The 23,796-nt window shown below is 70.9% G+C and carries 22 protein-coding genes; 4 read left to right on the top strand and 18 right to left on the bottom strand.

The annotated features are described in order from the left end of the window. Positions 1-16 precede the first annotated feature (16 nt). From ACVCAG_RS38535 to ACVCAG_RS38515, 5 genes are all read right to left on the bottom strand, one after another. Positions 17-742, bottom strand: coding sequence for a PH domain-containing protein (locus ACVCAG_RS38535; protein ID WP_440087924.1), 726 nt, complete (start codon positions 740-742; stop codon positions 17-19). 33 nt (positions 743-775) lie between these two features. Continuing rightward, a complete protein-coding gene (locus ACVCAG_RS38530) occupies positions 776-1,855 on the bottom strand; it encodes an adenosine deaminase (protein ID WP_440087923.1) in 1,080 nt (359 codons plus the stop codon). A 202-nt stretch (positions 1,856-2,057) separates the two neighbouring features. Further along, a complete protein-coding gene (locus ACVCAG_RS38525; RefSeq protein WP_440087922.1) occupies positions 2,058-2,378 on the bottom strand; it encodes an AraC family ligand binding domain-containing protein in 321 nt (106 codons plus the stop codon). Between the two features lie 116 nt (positions 2,379-2,494). Next, on the bottom strand, positions 2,495-3,106 hold the full coding sequence (locus ACVCAG_RS38520; RefSeq protein ID WP_447191323.1) for an AMIN-like domain-containing (lipo)protein: 612 nt from the start codon (positions 3,104-3,106) through the stop codon (positions 2,495-2,497). A gap of 259 nt (positions 3,107-3,365) precedes the next feature. Beyond that, a complete protein-coding gene (locus ACVCAG_RS38515) occupies positions 3,366-4,901 on the bottom strand; it encodes an MFS transporter (protein ID WP_440087920.1) in 1,536 nt (511 codons plus the stop codon). A gap of 87 nt (positions 4,902-4,988) precedes the next feature. Here ACVCAG_RS38515 and ACVCAG_RS38510 point away from each other — a divergent pair, with 87 nt between their 5' ends. Then, a complete protein-coding gene (locus tag ACVCAG_RS38510; protein WP_440087919.1) occupies positions 4,989-5,456 on the top strand; it encodes a MarR family transcriptional regulator in 468 nt (155 codons plus the stop codon). A gap of 69 nt (positions 5,457-5,525) precedes the next feature. Here ACVCAG_RS38510 and ACVCAG_RS38505 read toward each other — a convergent pair whose 3' ends face one another. From ACVCAG_RS38505 to ACVCAG_RS38475, 7 genes are all read right to left on the bottom strand, one after another. Beyond that, positions 5,526-6,806, bottom strand: coding sequence for a thymidine phosphorylase (locus ACVCAG_RS38505; protein ID WP_440087918.1), 1,281 nt, complete (start codon positions 6,804-6,806; stop codon positions 5,526-5,528). Positions 6,807-6,808: 2 nt separating this feature from the next. Then, positions 6,809-7,216: a cytidine deaminase gene (locus ACVCAG_RS38500; protein ID WP_362849937.1), complete on the bottom strand. Its 408-nt coding sequence runs from the start codon at positions 7,214-7,216 to the stop codon at positions 6,809-6,811. A 95-nt stretch (positions 7,217-7,311) separates the two neighbouring features. After that, entirely contained in the window at positions 7,312-8,592 is a 1,281-nt protein-coding gene (locus tag ACVCAG_RS38495) for an ABC transporter permease subunit (RefSeq protein ID WP_440087917.1), read from the bottom strand. Continuing rightward, entirely contained in the window at positions 8,589-9,737 is a 1,149-nt protein-coding gene (locus tag ACVCAG_RS38490) for an ABC transporter permease subunit (RefSeq protein WP_440087916.1), read from the bottom strand. Before ACVCAG_RS38490 ends, ACVCAG_RS38495 begins: the two co-directional genes overlap by 4 nt. A gap of 37 nt (positions 9,738-9,774) precedes the next feature. Further along, on the bottom strand, positions 9,775-11,298 hold the full coding sequence (locus ACVCAG_RS38485) for an ATP-binding cassette domain-containing protein (RefSeq protein WP_440087973.1): 1,524 nt from the start codon (positions 11,296-11,298) through the stop codon (positions 9,775-9,777). A gap of 100 nt (positions 11,299-11,398) precedes the next feature. Beyond that, a complete protein-coding gene (locus ACVCAG_RS38480; protein ID WP_440072578.1) occupies positions 11,399-12,478 on the bottom strand; it encodes a BMP family ABC transporter substrate-binding protein in 1,080 nt (359 codons plus the stop codon). A 300-nt stretch (positions 12,479-12,778) separates the two neighbouring features. Next, positions 12,779-14,020, bottom strand: a complete 1,242-nt coding sequence (locus ACVCAG_RS38475) for a M20 family metallopeptidase (protein ID WP_440087915.1) — start codon at positions 14,018-14,020, stop codon at positions 12,779-12,781. A 536-nt stretch (positions 14,021-14,556) separates the two neighbouring features. Here ACVCAG_RS38475 and ACVCAG_RS38470 point away from each other — a divergent pair. Continuing rightward, positions 14,557-15,990, top strand: coding sequence for a peptide ligase PGM1-related protein (locus tag ACVCAG_RS38470; protein WP_440087914.1), 1,434 nt, complete (start codon positions 14,557-14,559; stop codon positions 15,988-15,990). On the opposite strand, the gene ACVCAG_RS38465 is transcribed toward ACVCAG_RS38470, so the two are convergent. After that, on the bottom strand, positions 15,949-16,149 hold the full coding sequence (locus tag ACVCAG_RS38465) for an SCO4848 family membrane protein (protein WP_440087913.1): 201 nt from the start codon (positions 16,147-16,149) through the stop codon (positions 15,949-15,951). The genes ACVCAG_RS38470 and ACVCAG_RS38465 overlap by 42 nt on opposite strands. A gap of 105 nt (positions 16,150-16,254) precedes the next feature. Between ACVCAG_RS38465 and ACVCAG_RS38460 the strand changes: the two genes are divergently transcribed. After that, complete coding sequence (locus ACVCAG_RS38460) at positions 16,255-17,511, top strand: D-alanyl-D-alanine carboxypeptidase family protein (protein ID WP_440087912.1); 1,257 nt, start codon at positions 16,255-16,257, stop codon at positions 17,509-17,511. 86 nt (positions 17,512-17,597) lie between these two features. Here the strand turns inward: ACVCAG_RS38460 and ACVCAG_RS38455 are convergent, their stop codons facing one another. The 5 genes from ACVCAG_RS38455 to ACVCAG_RS38435 all read right to left on the bottom strand — a co-directional run bounded on the left by ACVCAG_RS38455 (position 17,598) and on the right by ACVCAG_RS38435 (position 22,704). Continuing rightward, entirely contained in the window at positions 17,598-18,650 is a 1,053-nt protein-coding gene (locus tag ACVCAG_RS38455) for a hypothetical protein (protein WP_440087911.1), read from the bottom strand. 61 nt (positions 18,651-18,711) lie between these two features. Beyond that, the gene (locus ACVCAG_RS38450; protein ID WP_440087910.1) at positions 18,712-19,065 is read right to left on the bottom strand and encodes a helix-turn-helix transcriptional regulator; all 354 of its coding nucleotides are present in this window, start codon (positions 19,063-19,065) and stop codon (positions 18,712-18,714) included. 64 nt (positions 19,066-19,129) lie between these two features. Continuing rightward, positions 19,130-20,062 carry a YhjD/YihY/BrkB family envelope integrity protein gene (locus tag ACVCAG_RS38445; protein ID WP_440087909.1) on the bottom strand — a complete coding sequence of 311 codons (933 nt, stop codon included), beginning with the start codon at positions 20,060-20,062 and terminating at the stop codon, positions 19,130-19,132. Positions 20,063-20,246: 184 nt separating this feature from the next. Beyond that, on the bottom strand, positions 20,247-21,251 hold the full coding sequence (gene trpS / locus ACVCAG_RS38440) for a tryptophan--tRNA ligase (RefSeq protein WP_440087908.1): 1,005 nt from the start codon (positions 21,249-21,251) through the stop codon (positions 20,247-20,249). Positions 21,252-21,390: 139 nt separating this feature from the next. Then, complete coding sequence (locus ACVCAG_RS38435) at positions 21,391-22,704, bottom strand: CNNM domain-containing protein (RefSeq protein ID WP_440087907.1); 1,314 nt, start codon at positions 22,702-22,704, stop codon at positions 21,391-21,393. Between the two features lie 122 nt (positions 22,705-22,826). On the opposite strand from ACVCAG_RS38435, the gene galE reads away from it, so the two are divergent. Next, complete coding sequence (galE, locus tag ACVCAG_RS38430; protein ID WP_440087906.1) at positions 22,827-23,786, top strand: UDP-glucose 4-epimerase GalE; 960 nt, start codon at positions 22,827-22,829, stop codon at positions 23,784-23,786. Positions 23,787-23,796: the final 10 nt, after the last annotated feature.

Below are 23,796 nucleotides of genomic sequence, written 5' to 3'. Positions count from 1 at the left end.
CGGCGGCCGGCCACGATCAGGCGAGGAAGGCGGCGACCACCAGCAGGGCCGCGGCCGCGAAGGCCGCCAGGGCGCTCGGCGCCCAGGTCACCTTGAGCGCGCCGGCCCCCGTCCCGGTACCGGCGCCCGTCCCGACCCCGGCAGCGGTCCCGGCCTCGGGCTCCGCCGGAGTCCCGGTCGCCGTCGAAGCCCCGGTCGCCTTCGAGGCCTCGGTCATCGAGGCCGCGCGCCCGGCGGCTTCCGCGCGTTCGGTGATCTGCTCGGCCACCCAGTCGGCGTGGGTCTTTCCCGCCAGCGCCTCGGCGGCGGCCCGCTCGCCCTTCGAGCGGACCGGCTCGGTCCTGAAACGGCCCCGCGCGGGCACGGGCGCGGACGCGGACCGCCCCCTGCGCGCGGCCGCCGCCCGCTCGCGGGCCGAGGCCTGCGGCACCCAGCAGCGGACCCTCTCACCGCCGGAGGTGATCGTGATCGAGTGGGAGACCGTGACCTCGTCCACGGCCCGCCAGGGCACGAAGGTGTTCCTCAGCGGGTTGCGGACCCGGACGCCGTCCTCGGACAGGATGACCGCCGGGCGCAGGCAGGTGGCGAAGACCAGCGCGGTCAGCACCCCCAGCACCGCCGCGGCGACCATCGACGCCTGCCCGCTGTAGCGGGCGATCAGGTCGACCGCGTTGAACGCGGCGAAGGCCATCCAGACCCAGCCGACGACCGTCGCGAGGGTGGAGCGGAACACCTGCTTCATCGGAAAGAGCTCACTTCACTCGTACGAGCCCGGTCACGCCTGCCACTTGAGGCGCGCGAAACCGGGCTTGATGACGCCGTTGATGAGCGACAGGCGCTCGTCGAACGGCAGGAACGCGGACTTCATGGCGTTGACGGTGAACCACAGCATGTCGTCCCAGCCGTAGCCGAACGCCTCCGACAGCTTGGCGAACTCCTCGGAGACGGACGTACCGCTCATCAGCCGGTTGTCGGTGTTGACCGTGACCCGGAAGTTCAGGCGGCGCAGCAGGCCGATCGGGTGTTCGGCGATGGAGGCCGCCGCGCCGGTCTGCAGGTTGGACGTCGGGCACATCTCCAGCGGGATGCGCTTGTCGCGGACGTAGGCCGCCAGACGGCCCAGCTTGGGCTCCCCGTCGCTCTGGACGGAGATGTCGTCGATGATCCGGACGCCGTGGCCGAGCCGGTCGGCGCCGCACCACTGGATCGCCTGCCAGATCGACGGCAGGCCGAACGCCTCGCCCGCGTGGATGGTGAAGTGGGCGTTCTCCCGCTGGAGGTATTCGAAGGCGTCCAGATGGCGGGTGGGAGGGTAGCCCGCCTCCGCGCCGGCGATGTCGAACCCGACCACCCCCGCGTCGCGGTAGCGGACCGCGAGTTCGGCGATCTCCATGGACCTGGCCTGGTGGCGCATGGCGGTGAGCAGGGTGCCCACCCGGATGCCCCGCCCCTTGGAGCCGGCGTTGAACCCCTCCTGCACGGCCTCGATGACCTCTTCGAGGCTCAGGCCCGTGGAGGTGTGCTGCTCGGGCGCGTAACGCACCTCGGCGTAGACGACGCCGTCCTCCGCCAGGTCCTCCGCGCATTCGGCGGCTACCCTGACCAGCGCCTCTCGCGTCTGCATGACGCCGACCGTGTGGTCGAAGGTCTCCAGGTAGCGTTCCAGCGAGCCCGAGTCGGCGGACTCCCTGAACCAGGCGCGCAGGCTATCCGTCTCGGTCGCGGGCAATTTGTCGTAGCCCGACTCGCGGGCCAGATCGATGATGGTCTCCGGCCGCAGGCCACCGTCGAGGTGGTCGTGGAGCAACACCTTCGGAGCCAGGCGGATCTGCTCGAAAGTGGGTAGCTGACTCATTTCGCAACCTTACCGTCAGGGGCCTGACCGGCCGGCCCGCGCGGAGACGCCGCCACGGCCCGGCCTCGGGATGTTCACACGGGTGTCCCCTCCTGAGGGGACGTCGCGCCGATCCCGGCACGGAGACGCCGGGATCGGTGTGTGACGAGCCGTCACCGGTCGTCTCCGGTCGTGACTCGTCATCCTGTCACGCGTCGTCCCGTCACTCGTCGTCGCGGTTGACGGTCTCCGGGGAGAAGGCGGGCAGGCAGACGGCGACGTACTCGGCGCCGTCGGGGCCGGATCTGTAGCGGATCCGCTCCCCCGGCTCGCACACGAACACCTGCCCGGCGCCGATCTCGCTCGTGCCTCCGTCGTGCTCCACGATGACGGTGCCCTTGAGCACCAGCGTGTACTCGGCGAACTCCGGTGTCTGGGCGGGCTCGTCCCACCCTGCCGGGGCCTTCATGTGCGCGATCGAGATCCCGGCGTCACCGGTGTTGGCAAGACCGACGTATTCGTCGATCGTCTTGCCACCCGGCACGGGAATCCGTGTCGCACTATCGATTTTGCGTACCATCGGACCAGTCTGTCACCGGTCTCGGGGAGATGGCTCCTCTCGGCGCCCTCGGCGCTCCCGGTGCGCCACCCGGCACGTGACTAGTGCGCGATGTCGATGACCAGCCGGTTCGGGCTCTTCTGCTCCAGCACCCGGAACGGCGCCTTGCGGTCGAGGACGACGCCCACGCTCACCACGCCCTCGAAGTCGCCTGTCTTGACCACGTTCTGGACGTTGCCCAGCTTGGCCTGGAAGATCGGGCCGCCCGTCCAGGTGGACTCGCCCGCCTCGGTGTGCGCGACGGCCGGGGTGATCGTCAGTTGCAGGTAGGCCCCGCCCTTGACGTCGACCGGATCTCCCGAGCCGTCCTGGATGAGCTTGGGCACCCACCGCGCGGTGTAGCCGGGCAGGTCGCCCTTGAGGTCGATCACCACCCGGTCGAACCCCTGGTGCTCCCCGAACCGGGCTCCGGTGACGGTCGGCTGGGTGTCGATGGGGCGGTCGACCTCGATCTCCTTGGTGCTCGTCGGAGGGAGCAGCCCGGCCGCGACGGCGGAGGGCGTGGGGGGCGGCGTGGTCGCCGGATCCACCGGGGCCGGGGCCGTGGTCACCGGGCCCGCCGGGGACGGGGTTGCGGTCTGCGTGGTCGAGCCACAGCCGACCGCGAGCAGGAACGGGGGGACGAGCGCGAGGGAAACGAGGGTGCGGTTCATGGTGAGCCTCCTGCCCCGTTAGATGCTCAGGTCTCCGGAGAGGTTCACCTCCCGGCCGTCCACATGCGCCCTGGCCGGATCGTGACACCTTGTCGAGGGGAGAGTCAAGCACCCCGGTCGTGGCGGGGAGTGCCGCGGGTCGCGAGGAGGGCCGCCGCCGGGCCCCGGTATCCGGCGGCGGCCCCTCCTCGCCTCCCGCGGGGCTCGCGTCCCCGTCCCCGTCCCCGTACGGGACGGCGACGCGAGCGGCGCGCCGGACCTAGACGGTCTCGAGCGCCTTCTCCCTCCCCCTCTCCCCCTCGGCCGCGGCGGACGTGCGGCGGGCGCGGAGGCCGGTGAGGGCGATCAGCAGGCCGATCACGGCGAGGATCCCCGAGACCGTGATCGCGGCACGGAAGGAACCGATCGGGTCGGCGCCCGTACCCGAGGTGAGGACGGCCGTCACGACGGCCAGCACGACCGCCCCGCCGACCTGTCCCGAGGTGTTGAGCAGTCCCGAGGCCAGTCCCTGCTCGTCGTCGGCCACCCCGTTGGTGGCCTGGATGTTCAGCGAGGGGAAGGACAGGGCGAACGCGATGCCCAGCAGGACCATGCCGGGGATGATCAGCGTGGCCAGGCTGGGCTCGCCGTTGATCCGGAGGAAGAACGCGTACCCGGCGGCCAGCGCGGCCGAGCCGATCACGATCAGCCGGGCGGTGCCGAACCGGTCGGCCAGCTTGCCCATCCTGGTGGATGTCACCGCCACCAGGAGGCCGGCGGGCAGGAAGGCCAGCGCGGTCTCCAGGGCCGACCAGTGCAGGAAGTTCTGGAAGTACTGCATGGCGACGAACTGGAAGCCGACGTAGGAGCCGAACAGGATCACGAGCCCCAGATTGGCGCGGACGATCGGACCGGAGCGCAGGATGCCGAGGCGTACCAGCGGGTGCTTGACGCGCTGCTCGGTGAGGACGAAGACGGCCAGCAGCAGGGCGGCTCCCAGCAGCGAGGCGATCGTGCGCGGCGAGCCCCAGCCCGCGCCGGGCGCCTCCACCACGGCGTAGACGAGCAGCAGCATGGAGCCGGTGATGGTGACGGCGCCGATGAGGTCGTGGCCGCCCTCGGCGCGCTCCTCCCGATGTTTGGGGAGGAACTTCAGGGCCGCGACCAGCGCGATGATCGCGACGGGGACGGGCATGAGGAACGTCCAGCGCCAGCCGAGCTCGGTCAGGAATCCGGAGATGACCAGGCCCAGGGAGAACCCGCTGGCGCCGGAGGCGGTGAAGACGCTGAGAGCCCTGTTGCGGGCAGGTCCCTCGGCGAAGGTCGTGGTGATGATGGAGAGCGCGGCGGGCGCGGTGAAGGCGGCGCTGACGCCCTTGACGAAGCGGGCCGCGATCAGCAGCGTGCCGTCGTTGACGAGGCCGCCGAGGAGCGAGGCCACGGCGAAGACCGCGAGGGCGACCAGGAAGACCCTGCGACGCCCGAGCAGGTCGGCGGTCCGGCCGCCGAGGAGGAGCAGCCCGCCGTAGCCGAGCACGTAGCCGCTGACCACCCACTGCAGGGAGGACGTGGACAGTCCCAGGTCCGCCTGGATGGACGGCAGGGCGACCCCCACCATCGAGACGTCGAGCGCGTCGAGGAAGACCACGGCGCAGAGCACGGTGAGCGCGGCCCACAGGCCCGCGCCCCAGCGCTCGTCGGGCGGCGAGACCGGCGGAACCGGTGGAACCCGGGGAACAGAAGCGGCAGGTGAAGCGGTTGGAACAGGTGCGACCGACGGATCGGGTGGAGCCGTCGAGGTCGATGAAGAGGTCATGTCGTCCGACAATACATGCAAGCACATCTAATGCAAAAGCATTTAATGTCTGTGCATTTAATGTTCACGCATGGTACGATCCGCGGCATGAACGAGGAGGACCCGGTCCGAGCGTGGCGCGAGGCGCTCGCCAAGTACGCCACGACCGCCTGCGCGCTGGAACGCGAGCTCTCCGAACGGCACCGGCTCGGCATGAGCGAGTTCGAGGTCCTGGAGCGGATGGTCGAGGGCGGCCAGGGCAAATACCGGGTCCAGGAGATCGCCGACGCGGTCCATCTGAGCCAGAGCGCCTGCTCCCGGCTGATCGCCCGCCTGGAGAAGGCGGGCCTGGTGACCCGCCGCATCTGCGAGGACGACCGGCGCGGCATCTTCGTCGGCATCACCGAGGACGGCCGCGAGCGCCACGCGACCGCCCTGCCCACCCACCGCGCCGTGATCGGCGAGATCTTCGGCTCACCGGCCCGCCACGCGGAGCAAAGCTCACCGGCCCGCCACGCGGGGCAAAAGGGCGCCCCGGCCCGCGAGACGGACATGAAGGGCGTCCCGGCCCGCTAGCCCGCCGGGCGAGACGGAAGGGCGCCCCGGCCCGCCAGACGGGCCGGGCGGGCGTTCCGGCCGGCGGCGTCAGGCGGTGACGCGGTCTATCACCAGGGGCAGCAGGTCCGGGTCGGCGGCCTCGCCGACGGTGTAGGCGCCTTCCAGGGCGGCGAGCGCCCGCTCGAAGCGCGCGGTCTCGTCGGCGTGCAGCGTCATCAGCGGCTGCCCCGCGCGAACCAGGTCCCCCGGCTTGGCGTGCAGCACGATGCCCGCCCCGAACGACACCGGGTCCTCCTTGCGCTCCCGGCCCGCGCCGAGCCGCCAGGCCGCCAGGCCCACGCCGTACGCGTCGAGCCTGGACAGCACGCCGGACGAGGGCACGGTGATCTCCATCGTCTCGGCGGCCCTGGGCAGCAGGGCGTCGGGGTCGCCGCCCTGGGCGGCGATCATCCGGCGCCAGGCGTCCATCGCCGAGCCGTCCGCGAGGGCGCGCTCGGGGTCCTTGCCCCCGGACAGGCCCGCCGCCTGGAGCATCTCCCGCGCCAGCCGCACGGTCAGCTCGACCACGTCGGCGGGCCCGCCTCCGGCGAGCACCTCGACCGACTCGGTGACCTCCAGGGCGTTGCCCACGGCCCGGCCCAGCGGCCGGTCCATCGCGGTCAGCAGCGCGACGGTGTTGACCCCTGCGTCGGTGCCGAGCTCGACCATGGTCGTGGCCAGCTCGCGGGCCTGCTCCACGTTCTTCATGAAGGCCCCGGAGCCGACCTTGACGTCCAGGACGAGCGCGCCGGTGCCCTCCGCGATCTTCTTCGACATGATCGAGGAGGCGATCAGCGGGATCGCCTCGACGGTGCCGGTGACGTCGCGGAGCGCGTACAGCTTCTTGTCGGCGGGGGCGAGGCCGTCACCGGCCGCGCAGATGACCGCTCCGGCCTTGCCGAGCACGTCGAGCATCCCGTCGTTGGACAGGGACGCCCGCCAGCCGGGGATGGACTCCAGCTTGTCCAGGGTGCCGCCGGTGTGGCCGAGCCCCCTGCCGGACAGCTGGGGCACGTACCCCCCGCACGCGGCGACCAGCGGCGCCAGCGGCAGCGTGATCTTGTCACCGACGCCGCCGGTGGAGTGCTTGTCGGTGGTGGCCCCCGGCAGCGACGACCAGTCCATCCTGGACCCGGATCGGATCATGGCCTGGGTCCACTCGGCGATCTCCCGCCGGTTCATGCCGTTGAGCAGGATCGCCATCGCGAGCGCGGACATCTGCTCGTCGGCGACGACGCCCCTGGTGTAGGCGTCGATCACCCAGTCGATCTGCTCCGCCGACAGCTCCCTGCCGTCCCTCTTGGTGACGATGACGTCGATCGCGTCCATGCTCAGGCCCCCCGGCTCAGGTCGTCGGGCCCGAAGGCGTAGGGAAGGATCTCCGCCATCGGCTTCGGGCCGTCGATGGTCTCCAGCAGCAGTTCCGGGCCGCCGAACTCGTACAGGAGCTGGCGGCACCTGCCGCACGGCATGAGGAGCTCCTCGTGCCCGTCGACGCAGGTGAACGCGACGAGACGGCCGCCGCCGGTGGCCTGCAGCGAGGACACCAGCCCGCACTCGGCGCACAGCCCGATGCCGTAGGAGGCGTTCTCGACGTTGCAGCCGGACACGATCCGCCCGTCGTCCACCAGCGCGGCGGCACCGACCGGGAACTTGGAGTAGGGGGCGTAGGCGTGGCCCATGGCCCGCACGGCCTCGGCCTTCAGCGCCGCCCAGTCGATGCCCGTCCCGGTGCTCATCTCACCACCCGTCTCGGCACCCGCTTCGGCGCCCGTCTCATTGCCCGTCTCGGTGCCCATCGAATCAGATCCGCTCGTGAGGTGCCGCGTGATGGTCACTTGCCCTGTCCCCTGCGGTACGGCACGCCGTCGGCGGCCGGCGGGCGGAGCCGCTGCGCCGCCAGCGACAGCACCAGCAGCGTGGTGATGTGCGGGGTGACGGAGGTGAACTCCGAGGGGACGGAGTCGGTCAGCGCGAACACCACGAACACGGCGACCGCCGCGACCCCGGTGATCAGCGCGGCCCGCGTCCGGTTCTGCCGTACGAGCTGGTAGACGGCGACCGCGGCGAGCAGGATCGTCACCACGAGCAGCAGCGCGTGCACCGACTCGCCACCCCTGCGCAGCTGGAGCGCGTCGGTGTAGCCGAACAGCACGGCGCCCCCGGCCAGCCCTCCCGGCCGCCAGTTACCGAAGATCATGGCGGCGAGGCCGATGAAGCCGCGCCCGCCGGTCTGTCCCTCGCGGTAGGCGCTGGCGGCCACCTGCGCCAGGAACGCGCCGCCCAGGCCCGCCAGGGCGCCGGAGACGAGCACCGCGATGTACTTGTAGGTGTAGACGTTGACGCCCAGCGACTCCGCGGCCACCGGGCTCTCCCCGCAGGAGCGCAGGCGCAGGCCGAACGCCGTACGCCACAGCAGGTAGTACGAGAGCGGGACGAGCAGGATCGCCAGGATCGTCAGCAGCGAGACGTTCGTGGTCAGGCCGCGCAGGATGCCCGCGACGTCCGACAGCAGGAACCACTGCTTGGCCTCCAGCGTCCTGAGCGGATCCCCGACCCACGGCACGCTCACCACGCCGGGCTTGGGCACCGGGGGCGACTGGGAGTCGCCGCCGCCCGGCATCTCGGCGAAGGTGACCTTGGACAGGAACTGGGTGACGCCCAGGCCCAGGATGTTGATCGCGACACCGGAGATGATGTGGTCGACGCCGAACGTCACGGTGGCGACCGCGTGCAGCAGGCCGCCCAGCGCCCCGCCGATCGCGCCCGCGAGAACGCCCGCCCAGGGGTTGCCGAACTGGAGCGCGCCCCAGGCGCCGCACCAGGTGCCCAGGATCATCATGCCTTCGAGGCCGATGTTGACCACCCCGGCCCGCTCGGCCCACAGGCCGCCCAGACCGGCCAGGCCGATGGGGATGGCCAGCGCGACGGAGGCGTTGATCGCGCCCGCGGAGGTGAGGTCGACGGCGCCGGTGACGGTCCGCGCGAACGAGAGCAGCAGGACGAGCGCGCCGAGGGCGAGCAGCAGGACCCGCCAGGTGACCCTGAACCTGCGGGCGGGGGTCTTCGGCTCCACGAAGGGAGCCTCCGGCGTGGTGAGGGCTCCCTGGCTCATGCCGGCGTTCCTTCCCTGGTCGGGGTGGTGCCCGCCAGCTGGCGGCTCACCCGGCGCTGCTCGGCGGAGATCTGGTAACGGTGGACCAGCTCGTAGGCGATGATCACCGAGAGCACGATCGTGCCCTGCATGATGGTGACGATGTCCGGGGAGATCTTCTTGATCTGCAGGATGCCCGCGGAGGTGTCGAGGAAGGCCCACAGCAGGGCGCCGAACGCGATGCCGACCGGGTGGTTGCGGCCGAGCAGCGCGATCGCGATGCCGGTGAAACCGAGCCCGGTGGGGAAGTCCAGGCTGTAGCTGTAGGAGGCGCCGAGCAGTTGCGGCATGCCGACCAGGCCCGCCATCGCGCCGGACAGGACCATCGAGACGAGGATCATCCGCTTGACGTTGACGCCGCTGGCCACCGCGGCCGTCTCCGAGCGGCCGGTGGCGCGCAGGTCGAAGCCGAAGCGGGTCCGGTTGATCACCACGTGGTAGAGGACGCCCATCACGACCGACAGGATGATCAGGCCGAACACCTTCGTCTGGGTGCCGGCGATGATCTCCATGCCGGGCACCTGGCCGGAGGGGCCGATCGGCTTGGTCCCGATGTTGTTGCTGCCCGCGACCTCGACCGCGAGGCGCTCCTTGTTGAGCAGCCAGGCACCGAGCGCGGTGGCGATGGCGTTCAGCATGATCGTGGAGATGACCTCGCTCACCCCGCGCCGCACCTTGAGCAGCCCGGCGATCGCCGCCCATCCCGCGCCGACCAGCACGGCGACGAACATGATCAGCGCGACGTGCAGGGGGGCGGGCAGGGTGACCGCGCCGCCGACGGCCGCGGCGGTGAGCGCCGCCAGGCGGTACTGGCCGTCGACGCCGATGTTGAAGAGGTTCATCCTGAACCCGATCGCCACCGCGAGCGCGGACAGGTAGTAGGTCGTCGCGTAGTTCAGGGTCAGCACGATCGAGCGCGGCCGGATGCCGTACTCGCCCATGACGACCAGCGTGTCGAGCGGCGGGGCGCCGGTGATCGCCAGGATGACCATGGTGATCAGCGCCGCGAACACGATGGCGACGAGCGGGGCGGCGAGCGAGAGCAGCCCCGCCGGCGAGACCCGTCCGAGCAGCCGGTCGGCGAAGGTGGATCTTTCCTGGCTCATCCGCGCGTCCCCGGGGGCGTGTGCGCTACGTGGGTGTTCATGCCGCCTCTCCAGCACCCGTCATGGCCGAACCGAGCTGCTCGGGTGTCACGTCCTTGGGATCCACCTCGGCGACGATCCGGCCGCGCAGGATCACCTTCAGGGTGTCCGACAGGCCGATGAGCTCGTCGAGGTCGGCCGAGATCAGCAGGACCGCCAGGCCCGCGGCGCGCGCCGCGCGCAGGTGGTCCCAGATCGCGGCCTGGGCGCCCACGTCGACGCCGCGCGTCGGGTGGGACGCGATCAGGAAGACCGGCTCCCCGCTCATCTCCCGGCCGACGATCAGTTTCTGCTGGTTGCCGCCGGACAGGGCCGCGGCGTCCACGTCGATGCCCGGGGTCCGCACGTCGTACTCCTCGACGATGCGCCGGGTGTCCTCGCGCGCTCCCGCGCGGTCGATCCAGGGGCCCTTGACGTTGGGCCGCCGGGTCTGGTGGCCGAGGATCCGGTTCTCCCAGAGCGGGGCCTCCAGCAGCAGGCCGTGCCGGTGACGGTCCTCGGGGATGTAGCCGATGCCGGCCTCGCGGCGGCGCAGCGTCGTCCAGGCGGAGATGTCGTGCTCGCCGAGGCGGATCTCGCCCTCGGCCGCGCGCATGCCCATGATGGCCTCGACCAGCTCGGCCTGGCCGTTGCCCTCGACCCCGGCGATGCCGAGCACCTCGCCCTTGCGGATGTCGAAGGTGACGCCGTCCACGACGCAGCGGTCCTCGGCCGAGTGGACGTTCAGGCCGCGCACCGACAGCGCCACCACGTCGGTGACGGTGGACTCGCGGGTCTCCGGGCTGGGCAGCTCGCTGCCGACCATCAGCTCGGCCAGCTGCCTGGCGGTCACGTCCTTGGGATCCACGCTGGCCACGGTCGTGCCGCGCCGGATGACGGTGATGGCGTCGGCGACCGAGAGCACCTCGTCCAGCTTGTGCGAGATGAAGATGATCGTCAGGCCCTCGCGGACCAGCTCTCGCAGGTTGGCGAAGAGCTCGTCGACCTCCTGCGGCACGAGCACGGCGGTCGGCTCGTCCAGGATGAGGATCCGGGCGCCCCGGTAGAGGACCTTGAGGATCTCCACCCGCTGGCGGGCCCCGACGCCCAGGTCCTCGACGGTGACGTCGGGGTCGATGCCGAGGCCGTAGGAGTCGGAGATCTCCCGGATCCTCTTTCGCGCGGCGCCGAAGTCGAGGGCGATCCCGCCCTTGCGGGGCTCGCTGCCGAGGATCACGTTCTCCAGCACGGTCAGGTTGTCGGCCAGCATGAAGTGCTGGTGGACCATGCCGATGCCCACGGCGATCGCCTCCCCGGGGGAGCGGAAGCTCACGTCCTGGCCGTTGACGCGGATCCGTCCCTCGTCCGGGCGTTGCATGCCGTACAGGATCTTCATGAGGGTGGACTTGCCCGCGCCGTTCTCGCCGACGACGGCGTGCACGTGCCCCTGCCGTACGGATAGGGAGATGTCGCGGTTGGCGACGACGCCGGGGAATCGTTTGGTGATTCCCTCGAGCTCGACGGCCGGTGCCGAGGTGCTGATGACGGCCTCCTCCGTACGGATGCCCCGATACGGAACGTGGTGGTCAGAGAGGACAAAGGGCCCGGGGGAAATGTCCACCGGGCCCCTCATTAGTACCAGGTCAGGAGGTCTTGTCCGGAACGGTGATCTCGCCGGAGATGATCTTCTGCTTGTACTCGTCGAGCTTGGCCTTGATGTCGTCGACCTGGCCACCGGTGGTGGAGTAGTCGACGCCGTTGGCCTTGAGGTCGTAGATCGTGCTGCCCGACTTCACGGAGTTGGTGGTGAAGCTCTTCAGGAAGTCGAAGACGGCGACGTCGACCTTCTTGAGCATCGAGGTCGCGATGACGCTCTGCAGCTCGGGGGCGGCGGTCTTCGCCTGGTCGGAGTCGACGCCGATGGCCAGGCCCTTGGCGGCCTTGGCCGCCTCGAACACGCCGCCACCGGAGCCGCCCGCGGCCTGGTAGACCACGTCGGCACCCGCGTCGAACATGCCCTCGGCCGCGGTCTTGCCCTTGGCCGGGTCGCTGAAGCCGGTGAAGTCCGGCGGCTGGGTGAGGTACTTGACCTCGATCTTCACGTCGGACTTGACCGCCTTGGCGCCCGCGGCGAATCCGGCCTCGAACTTGTTGATCAGCGGCACCTGGACGCCGCCGACGAAGCCCACGTGGTTCTTCTTGCTCTTCAGCGCCGCGGCGGCGCCGACCAGGAAGGAACCCTCGTGCTCGGCGAACAGCAGGTTCGAGATGTTGGGCGCGGCGGCCGCCGCGTCGTCGACGATCGCGAACTTGACGTCGGGGAACTCGGTCGCGACCTTCTTGACCGGGTTGGAGTACGCGAAGCCCACGGCGATGATCGGGTTGAAGCCGCCGTCGGCGAGCAGGCGGAGCCGCTCCTCCTTGGCCGCCTCGGTCTCGCCGTTGCCGGCCTCCAGCTCGCTGACCTCGGCCAGGCCCAGCTCGGCCTTGGCCTTGTCGATGCCCGCCGCCGCGGAGTCGTTGAACGACTGGTCGCCACGCCCGCCGATGTCGTAGGCGAGACCGACCTTCGGTCCCGTCGCGGCCGGCGCCGCACTGCTGGCGGCCCCGCTCGGCTGAGCCGACGTGGCCGGTTCCTCGCTTCCACCACACGCGGCAGCTCCCATGAGCATGCTGCCCGCCAGTGCGGTCGCGGCCAGCTTGCCGAATCGGTTCTGAAGCAAGATGGACTCCCTTCGCGTTTCAGTGCACGCGCGAAGAGACGCACGGCAACCCTGCACGGAAGATAGTTGGTCCATCAGGGTTGACCAAACCAGCACACAAGTCCGCAACAGGTCCGTTATCCAGCTCACGCCACCTTGTGACCCGGGAAGCGGGGCGGGACTACCCGCCGGTAGCCCTGGATGGCCGCCGCAGCCTGGCGTTGGCACTCCTGTCCGGCGGTCGACGATCGTCTTCGGGGATCATCGACCGGCTCCTCAGGATATGTCCGGACTTTTCAGCTGACTAGATGTCAGAATTGACTAGTTGTCGGCGTTCAGGGCCATGAGCGGCTCGCCCGCGATGGGACGCTGCCCCTCCCACAGGGCCGTCAGCGCGGTCGCCGCCAGGAAACGCACCCCGGCGCCGATGGCGGTCTCGTCCACGTCGAAGGTGCCCTGGTGGATGTCGGCCAGGTGCGCCGACCCCGGCTCGCGGGTGCCGAGCCTGGCGAACGCGCCGGGAATGGACTCCAGGTACCAGCCGAAGTCCTCGCCGCCCAGGCTCTGCTCCGTCGGCACCGGAGCGCCCTCGCCGAGCACGCCCTCGGCGGCCTCGGCCAGCATCTGCACGCTGACCTTGTCGTTGACCACCGGCGGCACGCCGCGCACGTAGTCCATCTCGGCCTCGACGCCGTACGCGCCGGCGACCGACTCCAGCAGCGACTTGATCATGTCGGGGGCCGCGTGCCAGGCCGCCTCGTCCAGGCAGCGCACGGTGCCCTCGGCGACGCCGTCGTCCGGGATGGCGTTGGCCACCGAGCCCGCCTCGACCCGGCCCCAGACCAGGCTGAGCGAGGAGCGGGGGTCGATCCGGCGCGAGAGCGCGGCGGGCAGCTCGGTGAGGATCTTGGCGAGCGCGAAGACGAGGTCGGCGGTGAGGTGCGGCCGGGCGGTGTGCCCGCCGGGACCGCTCACCCTGATCGTGACCCTGTCGCAGGCCGAGGTGATGGGACCGGCCTTGAGGCCGACCTTGCCGACGTCCAGCCGCGGGTCGCAGTGCAGGCCGAAGATGCGGTCGACGCCGCTGATGCCGCCCGAGGCCATCACCTCCAGCGCGCCGCCGGGAAGCTCCTCGGCGGGCTGGAAGATCAGCCGGACCCGGCCGGGCAGCAGACCGGCCTCGGCCTGCTGGGCGAGGAAGAGCGAGGTGCCGAGCAGGATCGCGGTGTGCACGTCGTGGCCGCAGGCGTGGCACACACCGGGGACCGTCGAGCTGTAGGAGACGTCCTTCTCGTCCGGCACGGGCAGCGCGTCGATGTCGGCCCGCAGCGCCACGGTCGGGCCGTCGCCGCTGCCGACGTCGCAGAGCAGGCCGGTGCCGCGCGGCAGCACCGAGGGGACCAGCCCCGCGGCGGTCAGGCGCTCGGCGACGCGCTGCGTCGTGCGGTATTCGGCGAACGCGAGCTCGGGATGCATGTGCAGGTCTCGACGGAAGTTGATCAGTTCCTGCTCGCGACCGGCGAGGAACGTGTCGAGTTCTCCCCGCAAATTACGCCCCCGCATTGCTCACCGTCCCATCTGCGCCGGCGGGCCTGGATCCTCGACGCACCGTGCCACTGCCCAGGATCTCGAAACCCATGAGGCAGTCTCGAAAAAAAGCGATCGCCGCGCCGACGGGCCGGAGTGGGGTCTCACGGGCCGCATCAGCGCGGGCTGGTCGGTCACCGACGCGAAAACGGCAGGCCGGTGACCCGGAGAAGCCGTCGCGTTGGCGATGACAACGACTTTATCCCTCCCCCCGAGCAGCTCGCCGACATCCAGGCCAAATGTTTTGTCGCCCCATGCCCCACTCGTACACCTTCCGACCCGGAAGGACCAGGAAAGATAGCCCAAATTGACTATGAGACGATGGCTAGGCAGGGGGGTGGAGGATCCGGGAGGCGGTAGCCCCCGGGCCATTTCCAAACGTCGCCGACCTGGCAATTTACGTGACCTCAGGTGCCGGTCATCGAACCCGGCGGAGTGATGCAAACGGGAGGAATGCGTGTTTCACTCCTCACATGATCGCTAACATCCCATTCGGGGAGAGGCAGTCGCGTTTGAGCATATTTGAACCGGACGAGGGGACCCTGGTGGTCCTTCCCTCGTTGTCGCTTCCCCAGGATGAGCTGCGCAGGATCACCGGTCCCCTCTGCTACGAGGAGCGGCTGCTGTTTCTCCTCCTCACCCTGAGGAAGCCGAAAGTCGAGGTCGTCTACCTCACCTCGACGCCGGTGGACAGTGCGGTCGTGGACTACTACCTGGGTTTCCTCGACGATCCCGACGAGGCCCGCACGCGCCTGCAGATGATCAGTTTGGATGATCCCGACACGCATCCGCTCACCGAGGCGCTGCTGCGCCGCCCGGACGCGATCGCGCGCATCCGCGCCGCCCTCGGCGGCCACCGGGAGGGCGACGCCACCGCCGGGGACGGCGGCAACGGCGGCAACGGCGGCAACGGCAGGGCCGCCTGGATGGTGCCGTTCGTGGTGAGCGAGTACGAGGAGCGCCTCGCCGGGATCCTCTCCCTGCCGGTGTACGGCCCCGCCACCGCCCTGGCCCACCTGGGTTCCAAGAGCGGCGGACGCACGATCGGCGACGAGGCCGGGGTGCCGCTGGTCAGGGGCTTCGGCGACCTGCGCTCGCTGATCGAGGTGGAGCACGCCGCGCGCGCGATGGGTCCCACGAGCAAGCTGATGGTCAAGCTCAACAACAGCTACTCGGGACTCGGCAACGCCATCGTGACCAAGGGCGACCGGCCGCTCGCCTCCTGTCCCACGAGTTTCTCCGCGTCGGACGAGAACTGGACGACGTTCGCCGAGAAGGTCGCCGAGCGGGGAGCGGTGATCGAGGAGTTCATCGAGGACCGGCCCCTGTACTCCCCCAGCGCGCTGGCACGGATCACCCCCGGCGGCGTGTACGACGTGGTCGCCACCCACGAGCAGATCCTCGGCGGCCCCAACGGCGACGTCTACCAGGGCTGCACCTTCCCCGCCCGGCAGGAGTACCGGGCCGAGCTGGGCGCGCACGCGGAGCGGATCGCCAGGATCCTCGCGGGCCGCGGCGTGGTGGGACTGTTCGGCATCGACTTCTTCGCCGTCAAGACCGACGGCGGCTATCGCACGCTGATGTGCGAGATCAACCTGCGCATCGGCGGCACCACCCACCCGTTCGGCGCCGCGGTCCTGACCACCGGCGCGTCGTACGACCCGGGGACCGGCACGCTCGTGCACGCGGGCCGGCCGAAGTACTACGTGGCGACGGACAACTGCGCCGCGCCCGCCCTGCGGGGCCGCACCCCGGGTGAGGTGGTCAAGCTGGTCCACGACGAGGGCCTGGGCTTCGACCGCGAGCGCCGCACCGGGAACGTGCTGCACATGCTGGGCGGGATCCCGAAGTACGGCAAGCTCGGGTTCACCAGCATCGGCGACTCCGCGGAGGAGGCCGCCGAGCTACACCGGAGGACGCTGGCCACGCTGCGCCAGACAGCGTAGGCCGATCACGCCGAGCACGGCCGCCAGCACGAGGTTGACGGCGATCAGGATTCCGTGGACCACGTAGAAGGCCGTCGGATGGCCGTCCGCGAGGTTGAAGCCAAGGGTGATCCATTCGAAGATCATGAAAGCGGCAAGGCCGATCAGAAAAGCGGCCATCTTTCGCGTTATTTGCATGATGTCAGTATTCCGCCGAGTGGTTCGTACCTGGTCAGGGCACCTGTAACTCCATGCGAACCGGTACGAAGCTACCCTGAGATCATCATGGGGATCAAACATGTCGCGCCCGTTGGGGTGCTGCTCGCGGCGACCGCCCTCCTTGGCGCGCCCGCACAGGCCCGGGTCGCGGACGCGCCCGCGAACGGCCGGCTCGACCTGCGCGCGGACGCGCGGACAGGCGCCGGCGCGCTGGATTCGCGTACGGGCGCCGGTTCGCCGGGTCCACGCGCGGGCGCCGTTTCGGCGAAGGGGCCGGGCGCGCGCCGTGAGCGGGAGCCGGTCGGCGGTTCCCGGCTCGGGGGGCGGGGCCTCGTCGTCCCCGCGGGCGTGAAGGCCCCTCCCAGGACGGCCGCGAAGTCGTACGTGATCGCCGACGCCGAGAGCGGTGAGGTGCTGGCCGCCAAGGACGCCCACGGGCGCTACCTTCCCGCGAGCACGCTGAAGGCGCTGACCGCCCTCACCCTGATCCCGAAGCTGGACAAGGACCGGAAGATCACGCCGAGCAGGCGTGCCGTGAACGAGGAGGGCAGCGCGGTCGGCCTGGTCCCCAAGCCCCTCTACACCGTCGAGGACCTGTTCAAGGCGCTGATGCTCGTCTCGGGCAACGACTGCGCGATGGCGCTGGCCGAGGCCAACGGCGGCCTGGCCGCGACCCTGGCGGACATGAACGCCGAGGCCAAGCGCCTGCAGGCGTTCGACACGGTGGCCAAGACGCCGAGCGGGCTGGACAAGCCGGGGCAGAGCAGCTCGGCCTACGACCTGGCGCTGATCGCCCGCGCCGGCCTGGCCAACGCCGATTTTCGTCGATATATCAGCACAAAGACCGATAAGTTCCCGGCTCCCAAGGGCTACTACGAGATCGGCAACCACAACAGGCTGCTCTGGCGCTACAAGGGCATGATCGGCGTCAAGAACGGCTGGACGTCCAAGGCCCTGGGCAGCTTCGTCGGCGCCGCCAAGCGCAACGGCCACACCGTCATCGTGTCGATCATGCGTCACGACGGCTACTTCTGGGAGGAGGTCGCCGACCTGCTCGACTGGGGCTTCGCCAACCGCGGCAAGGTCCTCCCGGTCGGAAAGCTGGTCGACCCGGTCCCCGAGCCCGCCCCGCTGCCCACCGGGCCCGCCGCCTCGGCGCCTCCCTCCGCCCCGGCCCCCGTCTCCGCGCAGGACCCGGCGGCGGCCGGCAGACCCGCCGACGAGGGCGTCCCGGTCGGCTACTACGCCCTCGGCGCCGCCCTGCTCGGCGGCCTGGCCTGGCTGACGTACGGCCTGCGCAGGCGCTCCCACCGGGAGCGGTGATCCGGTGGCCCTCGTCGTGCCCGGGGTGTCCGCCCCGGGCCGGGGGGCGCCCCGCCGCGACTGCTCGCCCGCCCCCGGCGGCTCGGTCACCCCTCGGCCGGTCCCCCGCGGCTCCGGGCCGGTGCGGCCGGGAGTGTCCTGACCCCCAGGACGGCGCTCCAGGCGACGAAGGCCAGGAGCAGAGCCGCCTGGCCGAACATTCCGAATGTGATGATCCGGCTCGTCTCGTCGGCGAGGTCGGCGCCGTAGTTCAGCTCGGCCAGACGGACGCACAGCACCGGCAGCGCCAGGATCGCCAGGGCCAGCGGCCACGACGGGGTGCGCCGCGCGGGTACGTACACGTGCACGCAGGCGTACGCGGCGCCCGCGCCCAGGATGAGCGCGCTCGCCAGGCCGGGATCGTCCAGCCACGGCCATATCCAGGCGGTGGTCGTGGGGGACGCGACCGCCTCGTACAGCGCGACGAGGGCGGCACCGGCGGCGAGGGGAGGCAGCAGGAGCCACAGCGGCCGGCGCACGAGCCGCGCGTCCCGGTGGAAACCGGCCCACAGGGCCAGCACCGTGACCAGGGACGGCAGCAGGCCGATCAGCGCGCTCCACAGGAAGACGTCCACGCGCTCCTGGAGCAGGAACGGCAGCTTCAGCGCGAGCGCGAGGAGCGCCAGTGCCCTGGCGGCGCGCGGACGCCCGGCGATGAGCGCCACGAGCGGGGCGAACCAGAGCGCGCCCGTGAGGCCTCCCAGGACGGCCACGAGCCGCTCGGGTGAGCCCGGGGGCCCGGCCACCTGGGCGAGCAGGGGCCGGGCCTCGCCGATCACCCCGTACATGCGCAGCGTGGCCGTGGCGGCGAGGGCTCCGAGCAACGCCTGGAAGCCCACCCCCAGCAGGGCGACGAGGCGGACCGTCTCTCCCCACGCGAGGAACCTCGGCACCGTGTGACCCGCTCCCCCGAGACGGACCCGGGCCGCCAGCGCGGCGACGCTGGCGATCTCCGACCAGCGAGGCCGGGGCCCGTCGGCGTCGGAGACGTCGGGCGAACCCTCCAGGAACACCGAGACCATCTCCTCCTCGCGCTCGGCGCGATAGGAGGCGGGCAGCAGGCGCAGCCAGTGACGGTAGCGCTCCTCCAGCAGACTCATCGGCGCGCCACCCTCCCGCTCGTTCCCTCACTCGCCATCACGCGGAACCTCACGCCCGCCCTCACGCGGGGCCTCCGGCGGCGGCCGGCCGGCCGTGCCGGGCGCGGAGCCGGTCGACGGCGGTCCTGGCGTTCTCCGCGAGCCTGACGGCCTCGGCCTCCAGCGTCCGCGACCCGGAGTCGGTGAGCCGGTAGTAGCGGCGCAGCCGCCCCTGCTGGACCTCCTCGCGGTCGAGGGCGACCAGCCCGTCACCCGCCAGCCGGTCGAGCACGCCGTAGAGCGTGCCGACCTTGAGCTGGACCCGCCCGCCGGACAGCCGCTCGACCTCCCGCACGATGCCGTAGCCGTGACACGGCTCGTCGACCAGCGCGGTGAGGATGAGGAACGCGGGCTCCGTCATCGTCCTTGGAGTCATGCTTAGCAGCATATATCGGAAAGCAGGATATGCCGAGGGGTGGATCTCCCGTGACGCCGGGCGTTCAGGCGCGGATGGCGGTCGCCGGGACCGGGGTGGGGTCGGGCGGAGGGCCCAGGGAGGCGGTCGCGGTCCAGGCGGCGGCGTACATGATCACCCGGGCCGAGAAGTTGATCCAGACCAGCAGGCCGACCACCACGGCGAACACCCCGTAGACGGGGTTGTTCAGGGTGCCCGAGAGGATCAGTGCGGCGAGCTGCTTGAGCAGGGCGAAACCGGCCGCGCCGAGCAGGGCTCCGCGCAGCAGCACCCGCCACGGCTGCCTGGACCGGCCCAGCCCGCGCAGGATGACCAGGAAGACGACGACGTCGGTGAGCACGCTGACCGCCAGCCCGGCCAGCCAGATCGTGGCGGTGGCCACCACCGACCCCGACAGGCCGAGCCATCCGGCCACGACCCCGCTGGCCTGGGTGGCGAAACCGGCGACCAGCACCGACGCCACCATCGTCGTGCCGACGATCACGAGTGCGGCCAGGTCTCTCAGCTTGGCCAGGGCGAAGTTGAGCGGCGCCTCGGTCGTCATGGAGATCTCGCGCAGCGCGCCGCGCAGGGCGTCGATCGCGCCGAGCCCGGCGTAGAGGAGCCCGAGCAGGCCGATGATCCCGGCGCTGGTCCGGGAGTCGGCGATCTGCTTGATCGGCAGCTTGTCGGCGAGGCCGGGCAGGTACTGGTTGATCGCCGTCTGCAGGGCCTGGGTGGCTTCGGGCCTGGTGGAGAGGAAGTAGCCGAAGACCGCGAAGGCCAGCGCGATGATCGGGAAAAAGGACAGGAAGGCGAAGTAGCTGACCGCTCCGGCGAGCCGGTCGCCGGACTGGATCTGGTAGCGCTGGAAGGTCCTGACCAGGTGATCGAGCCAGTGCCACCTGACCCGGGCCGTGCCGAGTGTCCTTCCGAACCGCTCACGGGCCGCTTGGATACGTTCCAGCACGCTTGTCACGTGCGCCCCCTACCCAATCGCCGCCGTCCCGACCGTGGACGGCGGCGGAAAGGCGGCCGTGCGCGCACAGGGGACCACGGAGCGGACGGGAGGCCGCCGGAGCCCTACTGCGAAGGAGACTCCGGCCGTACGGGAGAACGTCGCGGCCCGGGCGGGAACCCCGCCCGGGCCGCGCGAAGGAGGATCACGGGGTGGGCAGGAACCCCACCCGGTCGCGCACCCTGGCCATGGTCTCGGCGGCCACCGCGCGGGCCCGGGTGGCCCCGACGGCGAGCATCCGGTCGAGCTCGGCCTCGTCGGCGAGCAGCTTCTCGGTGCGCTCGCGGATCGGGGTGAAGGTGTCGACCACGAGCTCGGCCACGTCCTTCTTGAACGTGCCGTACCCCTGCCCGGCGTAGCGGGCCTCCAGCTCGGGGATCGCGACGCCGCTCAGCGCGGACTGGATGCGCAGCAGGTTGGTGACGCCGGGCTTGTTCTCGTCGTCGGCGAGGACCTCGGAGCCGGTGTCGGTGACCGCGCGCATGATCTTCTTGCGGAGCGGTCCCGGCTGCTCCAGCAGGTCCAGGATCCCGGTGGGCGAGGAGGACGACTTCGACATCTTCGCCGTGGGCTCCTGGAGGTCGGTGATCTTCTCGACCCCCTTGACGATGTGCGGCTCCGGCAGCGTGAAGGTCTCGCCGAAGCGGTGGTTGAAGCGCTGCGCGAGGTCGCGGGTGAGCTCCAGGTGCTGCTTCTGGTCCGCGCCGACCGGAACCCGGTTGGCCTGGTAGAGCAGGATGTCGGCCGCCTGCAGGATCGGGTAGGTGAACAGCCCGACGCTCGCCGAGCTCTCACCGGCCTTGGCCGCCTTGTCCTTGAACTGGGTCATCCGCCCGGCCTCGCCCATGCCGGTGAGGCAGATCAGCACCCAGGCCAGCTCGGTGTGCTCACGGACGTGGCTCTGCACGAAGACCGTGGAGCGCTCGGGGTCGAGACCGGCCGCGAAGAGCTGGGCCGCGGCGACCCTGGAACGCCTGCGCAGCACGTCCGGCTGGTAGTCCACGGTGATCGCGTGCAGGTCGACGACGCAGTAGAAGGCGTCGTACCCCTCCTGCATGGCGACGTACTGCCTGATGGCACCGAGGTAGTTTCCCAGGTGGAAGGAGTCTGCGGTCGGCTGGATTCCCGACAGGACACGAGGACTGGCCATAGCAGCCAATTCTGTCAGCTACCGGGAGTGGTTGGCGCGCCGATCACGGCACCCCGCCCGCGGACCCCGCCCACGGCCTCGCTCGCGGCCTCGCCGAAGAACCCCCATCACGGGCCCCGCTCACGCGGGGCGCTCCCCGTCAGCTGTCGGGCGCGGGCGGCGCCTCCGGCCGCGACGTGCTCCGTTTGATCCTCACCCGGGCGACCCTGCGCCCGTCCATCTCGGTGACCGTCAGGTCGAATCCCGGGATCTCCACCCGCTCCCCCAGCGCGGGAAGGTGGCCGAGCGCCCACATGACGAACCCGCCGAGGGTCTCGTACGGGCCGTCGGCCAGACGGATCCCGCTCTCGGTCGCCACCTCGTCGAGGTTGGCCAGCCCGTCGAGCTCGACCTCCCCGGCGGGCAGCGCGACGTGCTCGTCCGCCACGTCGTGCTCGTCGCGGATGTCGCCGATCAGCTCCTCGACGAGATCCTCCAGGGTGACGATGCCCGCCGTGCCGCCGTACTCGTCGACCACGATCGCCAGGTGGTGGCCCTCCCTGCGCATCTCCGACAGCGTGGCCATCAGCCGCTTGCTGGTGGGGACCAGCTTGACCGGGCGGATCGGCACCAGCTCGCTGATCGGCTCGATGGACCCGGTCAGCACCGGGTCGAGCAGGTCGCGAATGTGGACGAAGCCCACGACGTCGTCGTAGGAGTCGCGGTAGACGGGGAAACGGGAGTGCGGCATGGCCGCGGCCAGGATCGCCGCCTCGGCCAGCCGCGTGTCGGCGGACATGAACTCCACCTCGGTGCGCGGCAGCATCACCTCGCGGAGTTGCCGCTTGCCCGCCGCGAACACCTCCCCGATCAGGTGGCGCTCGTCGGCGGTGAGCTCCTGGTGGCCCACCACCATGTCGCGCAGTTCCTCGGTGGAGATCTCCTCGCGGTCGGCGTCCGGGTCGCCGCCGAGCAGCTTGACGACCCCGTCGGTGGACTTGGACAGCGCCCAGATGATCGGCCGCGACAGCGCGGCCATCCGGTCGAGGAACGGCGCGACCAGCAGGGAGATCCCCTCGGCGCGCTGCCTGGCGATCCGTTTGGGGGCCAGCTCGCCGAGGACCAGCGAGGCGTACGAGATCGCCAGCGTCACCAGCACCAGGGAGAGCGGGGCCGTCACGGCCTCCGGCACCCCCCAGCCGGTCACCACGGGGATGAGGTCCCGGGCGAGGGTGTCGGCGCCGAAGGCGGCCGAGAGCATGGTCGCCACGGTGACGCCGATCTGCACCGCGGACAGGAAGCGGTTGGGGTCGCGGGCGAGCTTGGCCGCCCTCGCCCCCCTGCGACCCTGGGTGTCGAGCCGTCTGACCTGGCTCTCCCTGAGGGAGACCATGGCCATCTCGGCCGCGGCGAAGAATCCCCCGATCAGTACGAAGAGCATGACCAAGGCGATGTTCGCCAGGACGCTGTTCACGAGATCGTCTCCGTCATGGCGGTCGCCTGTTCCGGCGGTGGCCGATATTTGATGTGCCAGCATATGCTGGCGATAGACTTACAAAAGTAAACAAGTACAAACATCATCAAACAGGAGGCTCCGTGAAGCTGCTCGTCACCGGAGGCGCCGGATACATCGGCGGGGTCGTGGCGGCGCAACTCGTCGAGGCGGGCCACGAGGTCACCGTGCTGGACGACCTCTCCACCGGCCACGCCGACGCGGTGCCGCCGGGTGCCCGCTTCGTCGAGGGGTCGATCACCGAGGCCGCCGCCCTGCTGCCCGGCACGGACGCCGTGCTCCACTTCGCGGCGAAGTCCCTGGTCGGCGAGTCCGTGGAGCGGCCCGGCCTCTACTGGACGCACAACCTCGGCGGCACCCTGGCCCTGCTCGACGCCATGCGGGGCGCCGGGGTGGGCCGGATCGTCTTCTCCTCCACCGCCGCGACGTACGGCGAGCCGGAGCGCTCCCCGATCGAGGAGACCGACCCGACCCGGCCGACCAACCCCTACGGCGCGTCCAAGCTCGCCGTCGACACCGCGCTGAGCGCGTTCGCCGGGCTGTACGGCCTGGCCGCGGTGAGCCTGCGCTACTTCAACGTGGGCGGCGCCCACACCGCCGGAGACGGCAGGGTCTACCGCGAACGTCACACCGTGGAGACCCACCTGATCCCTAACATCCTCGCCGTCGCACTCGGCGGTCGCGAGTCGGTCAGCCTGTTCGGCACGGACTACCCCACTCCCGACGGCACATGCGTGCGCGACTACATCCACGTGGCCGACCTCGCCAGGGCCCACCTGCTGGCGCTGGACGCCTGCTCGCCGGGCGAACACAAGATCTACAACCTGGGCAACGGGACGGGCTTCTCTGTCCAGGAGGTGCTGTCGGTCTGCCGCGAGGTGACCGGCCACGAGATCCCCGCGGTCGTGCGCGAGCGCCGCGCCGGTGACCCGGCCGTGCTGGTGGCCTCGTCGGAGAAGATCCAGCGTGAGCTCGGCTGGAAGCCCGAGCACCCGTCGGTCCGCGACGTCGTCGCCGACGCCTGGGCCGCCATGCTCGGCTGACACCACCCCG

It is taken from the genome of Streptosporangium sp. G12 (assembly GCF_052983175.1).
Note: the sequence above shows the minus strand (reverse complement) of the source record. Positions and strands in the feature narration are given on the sequence as shown.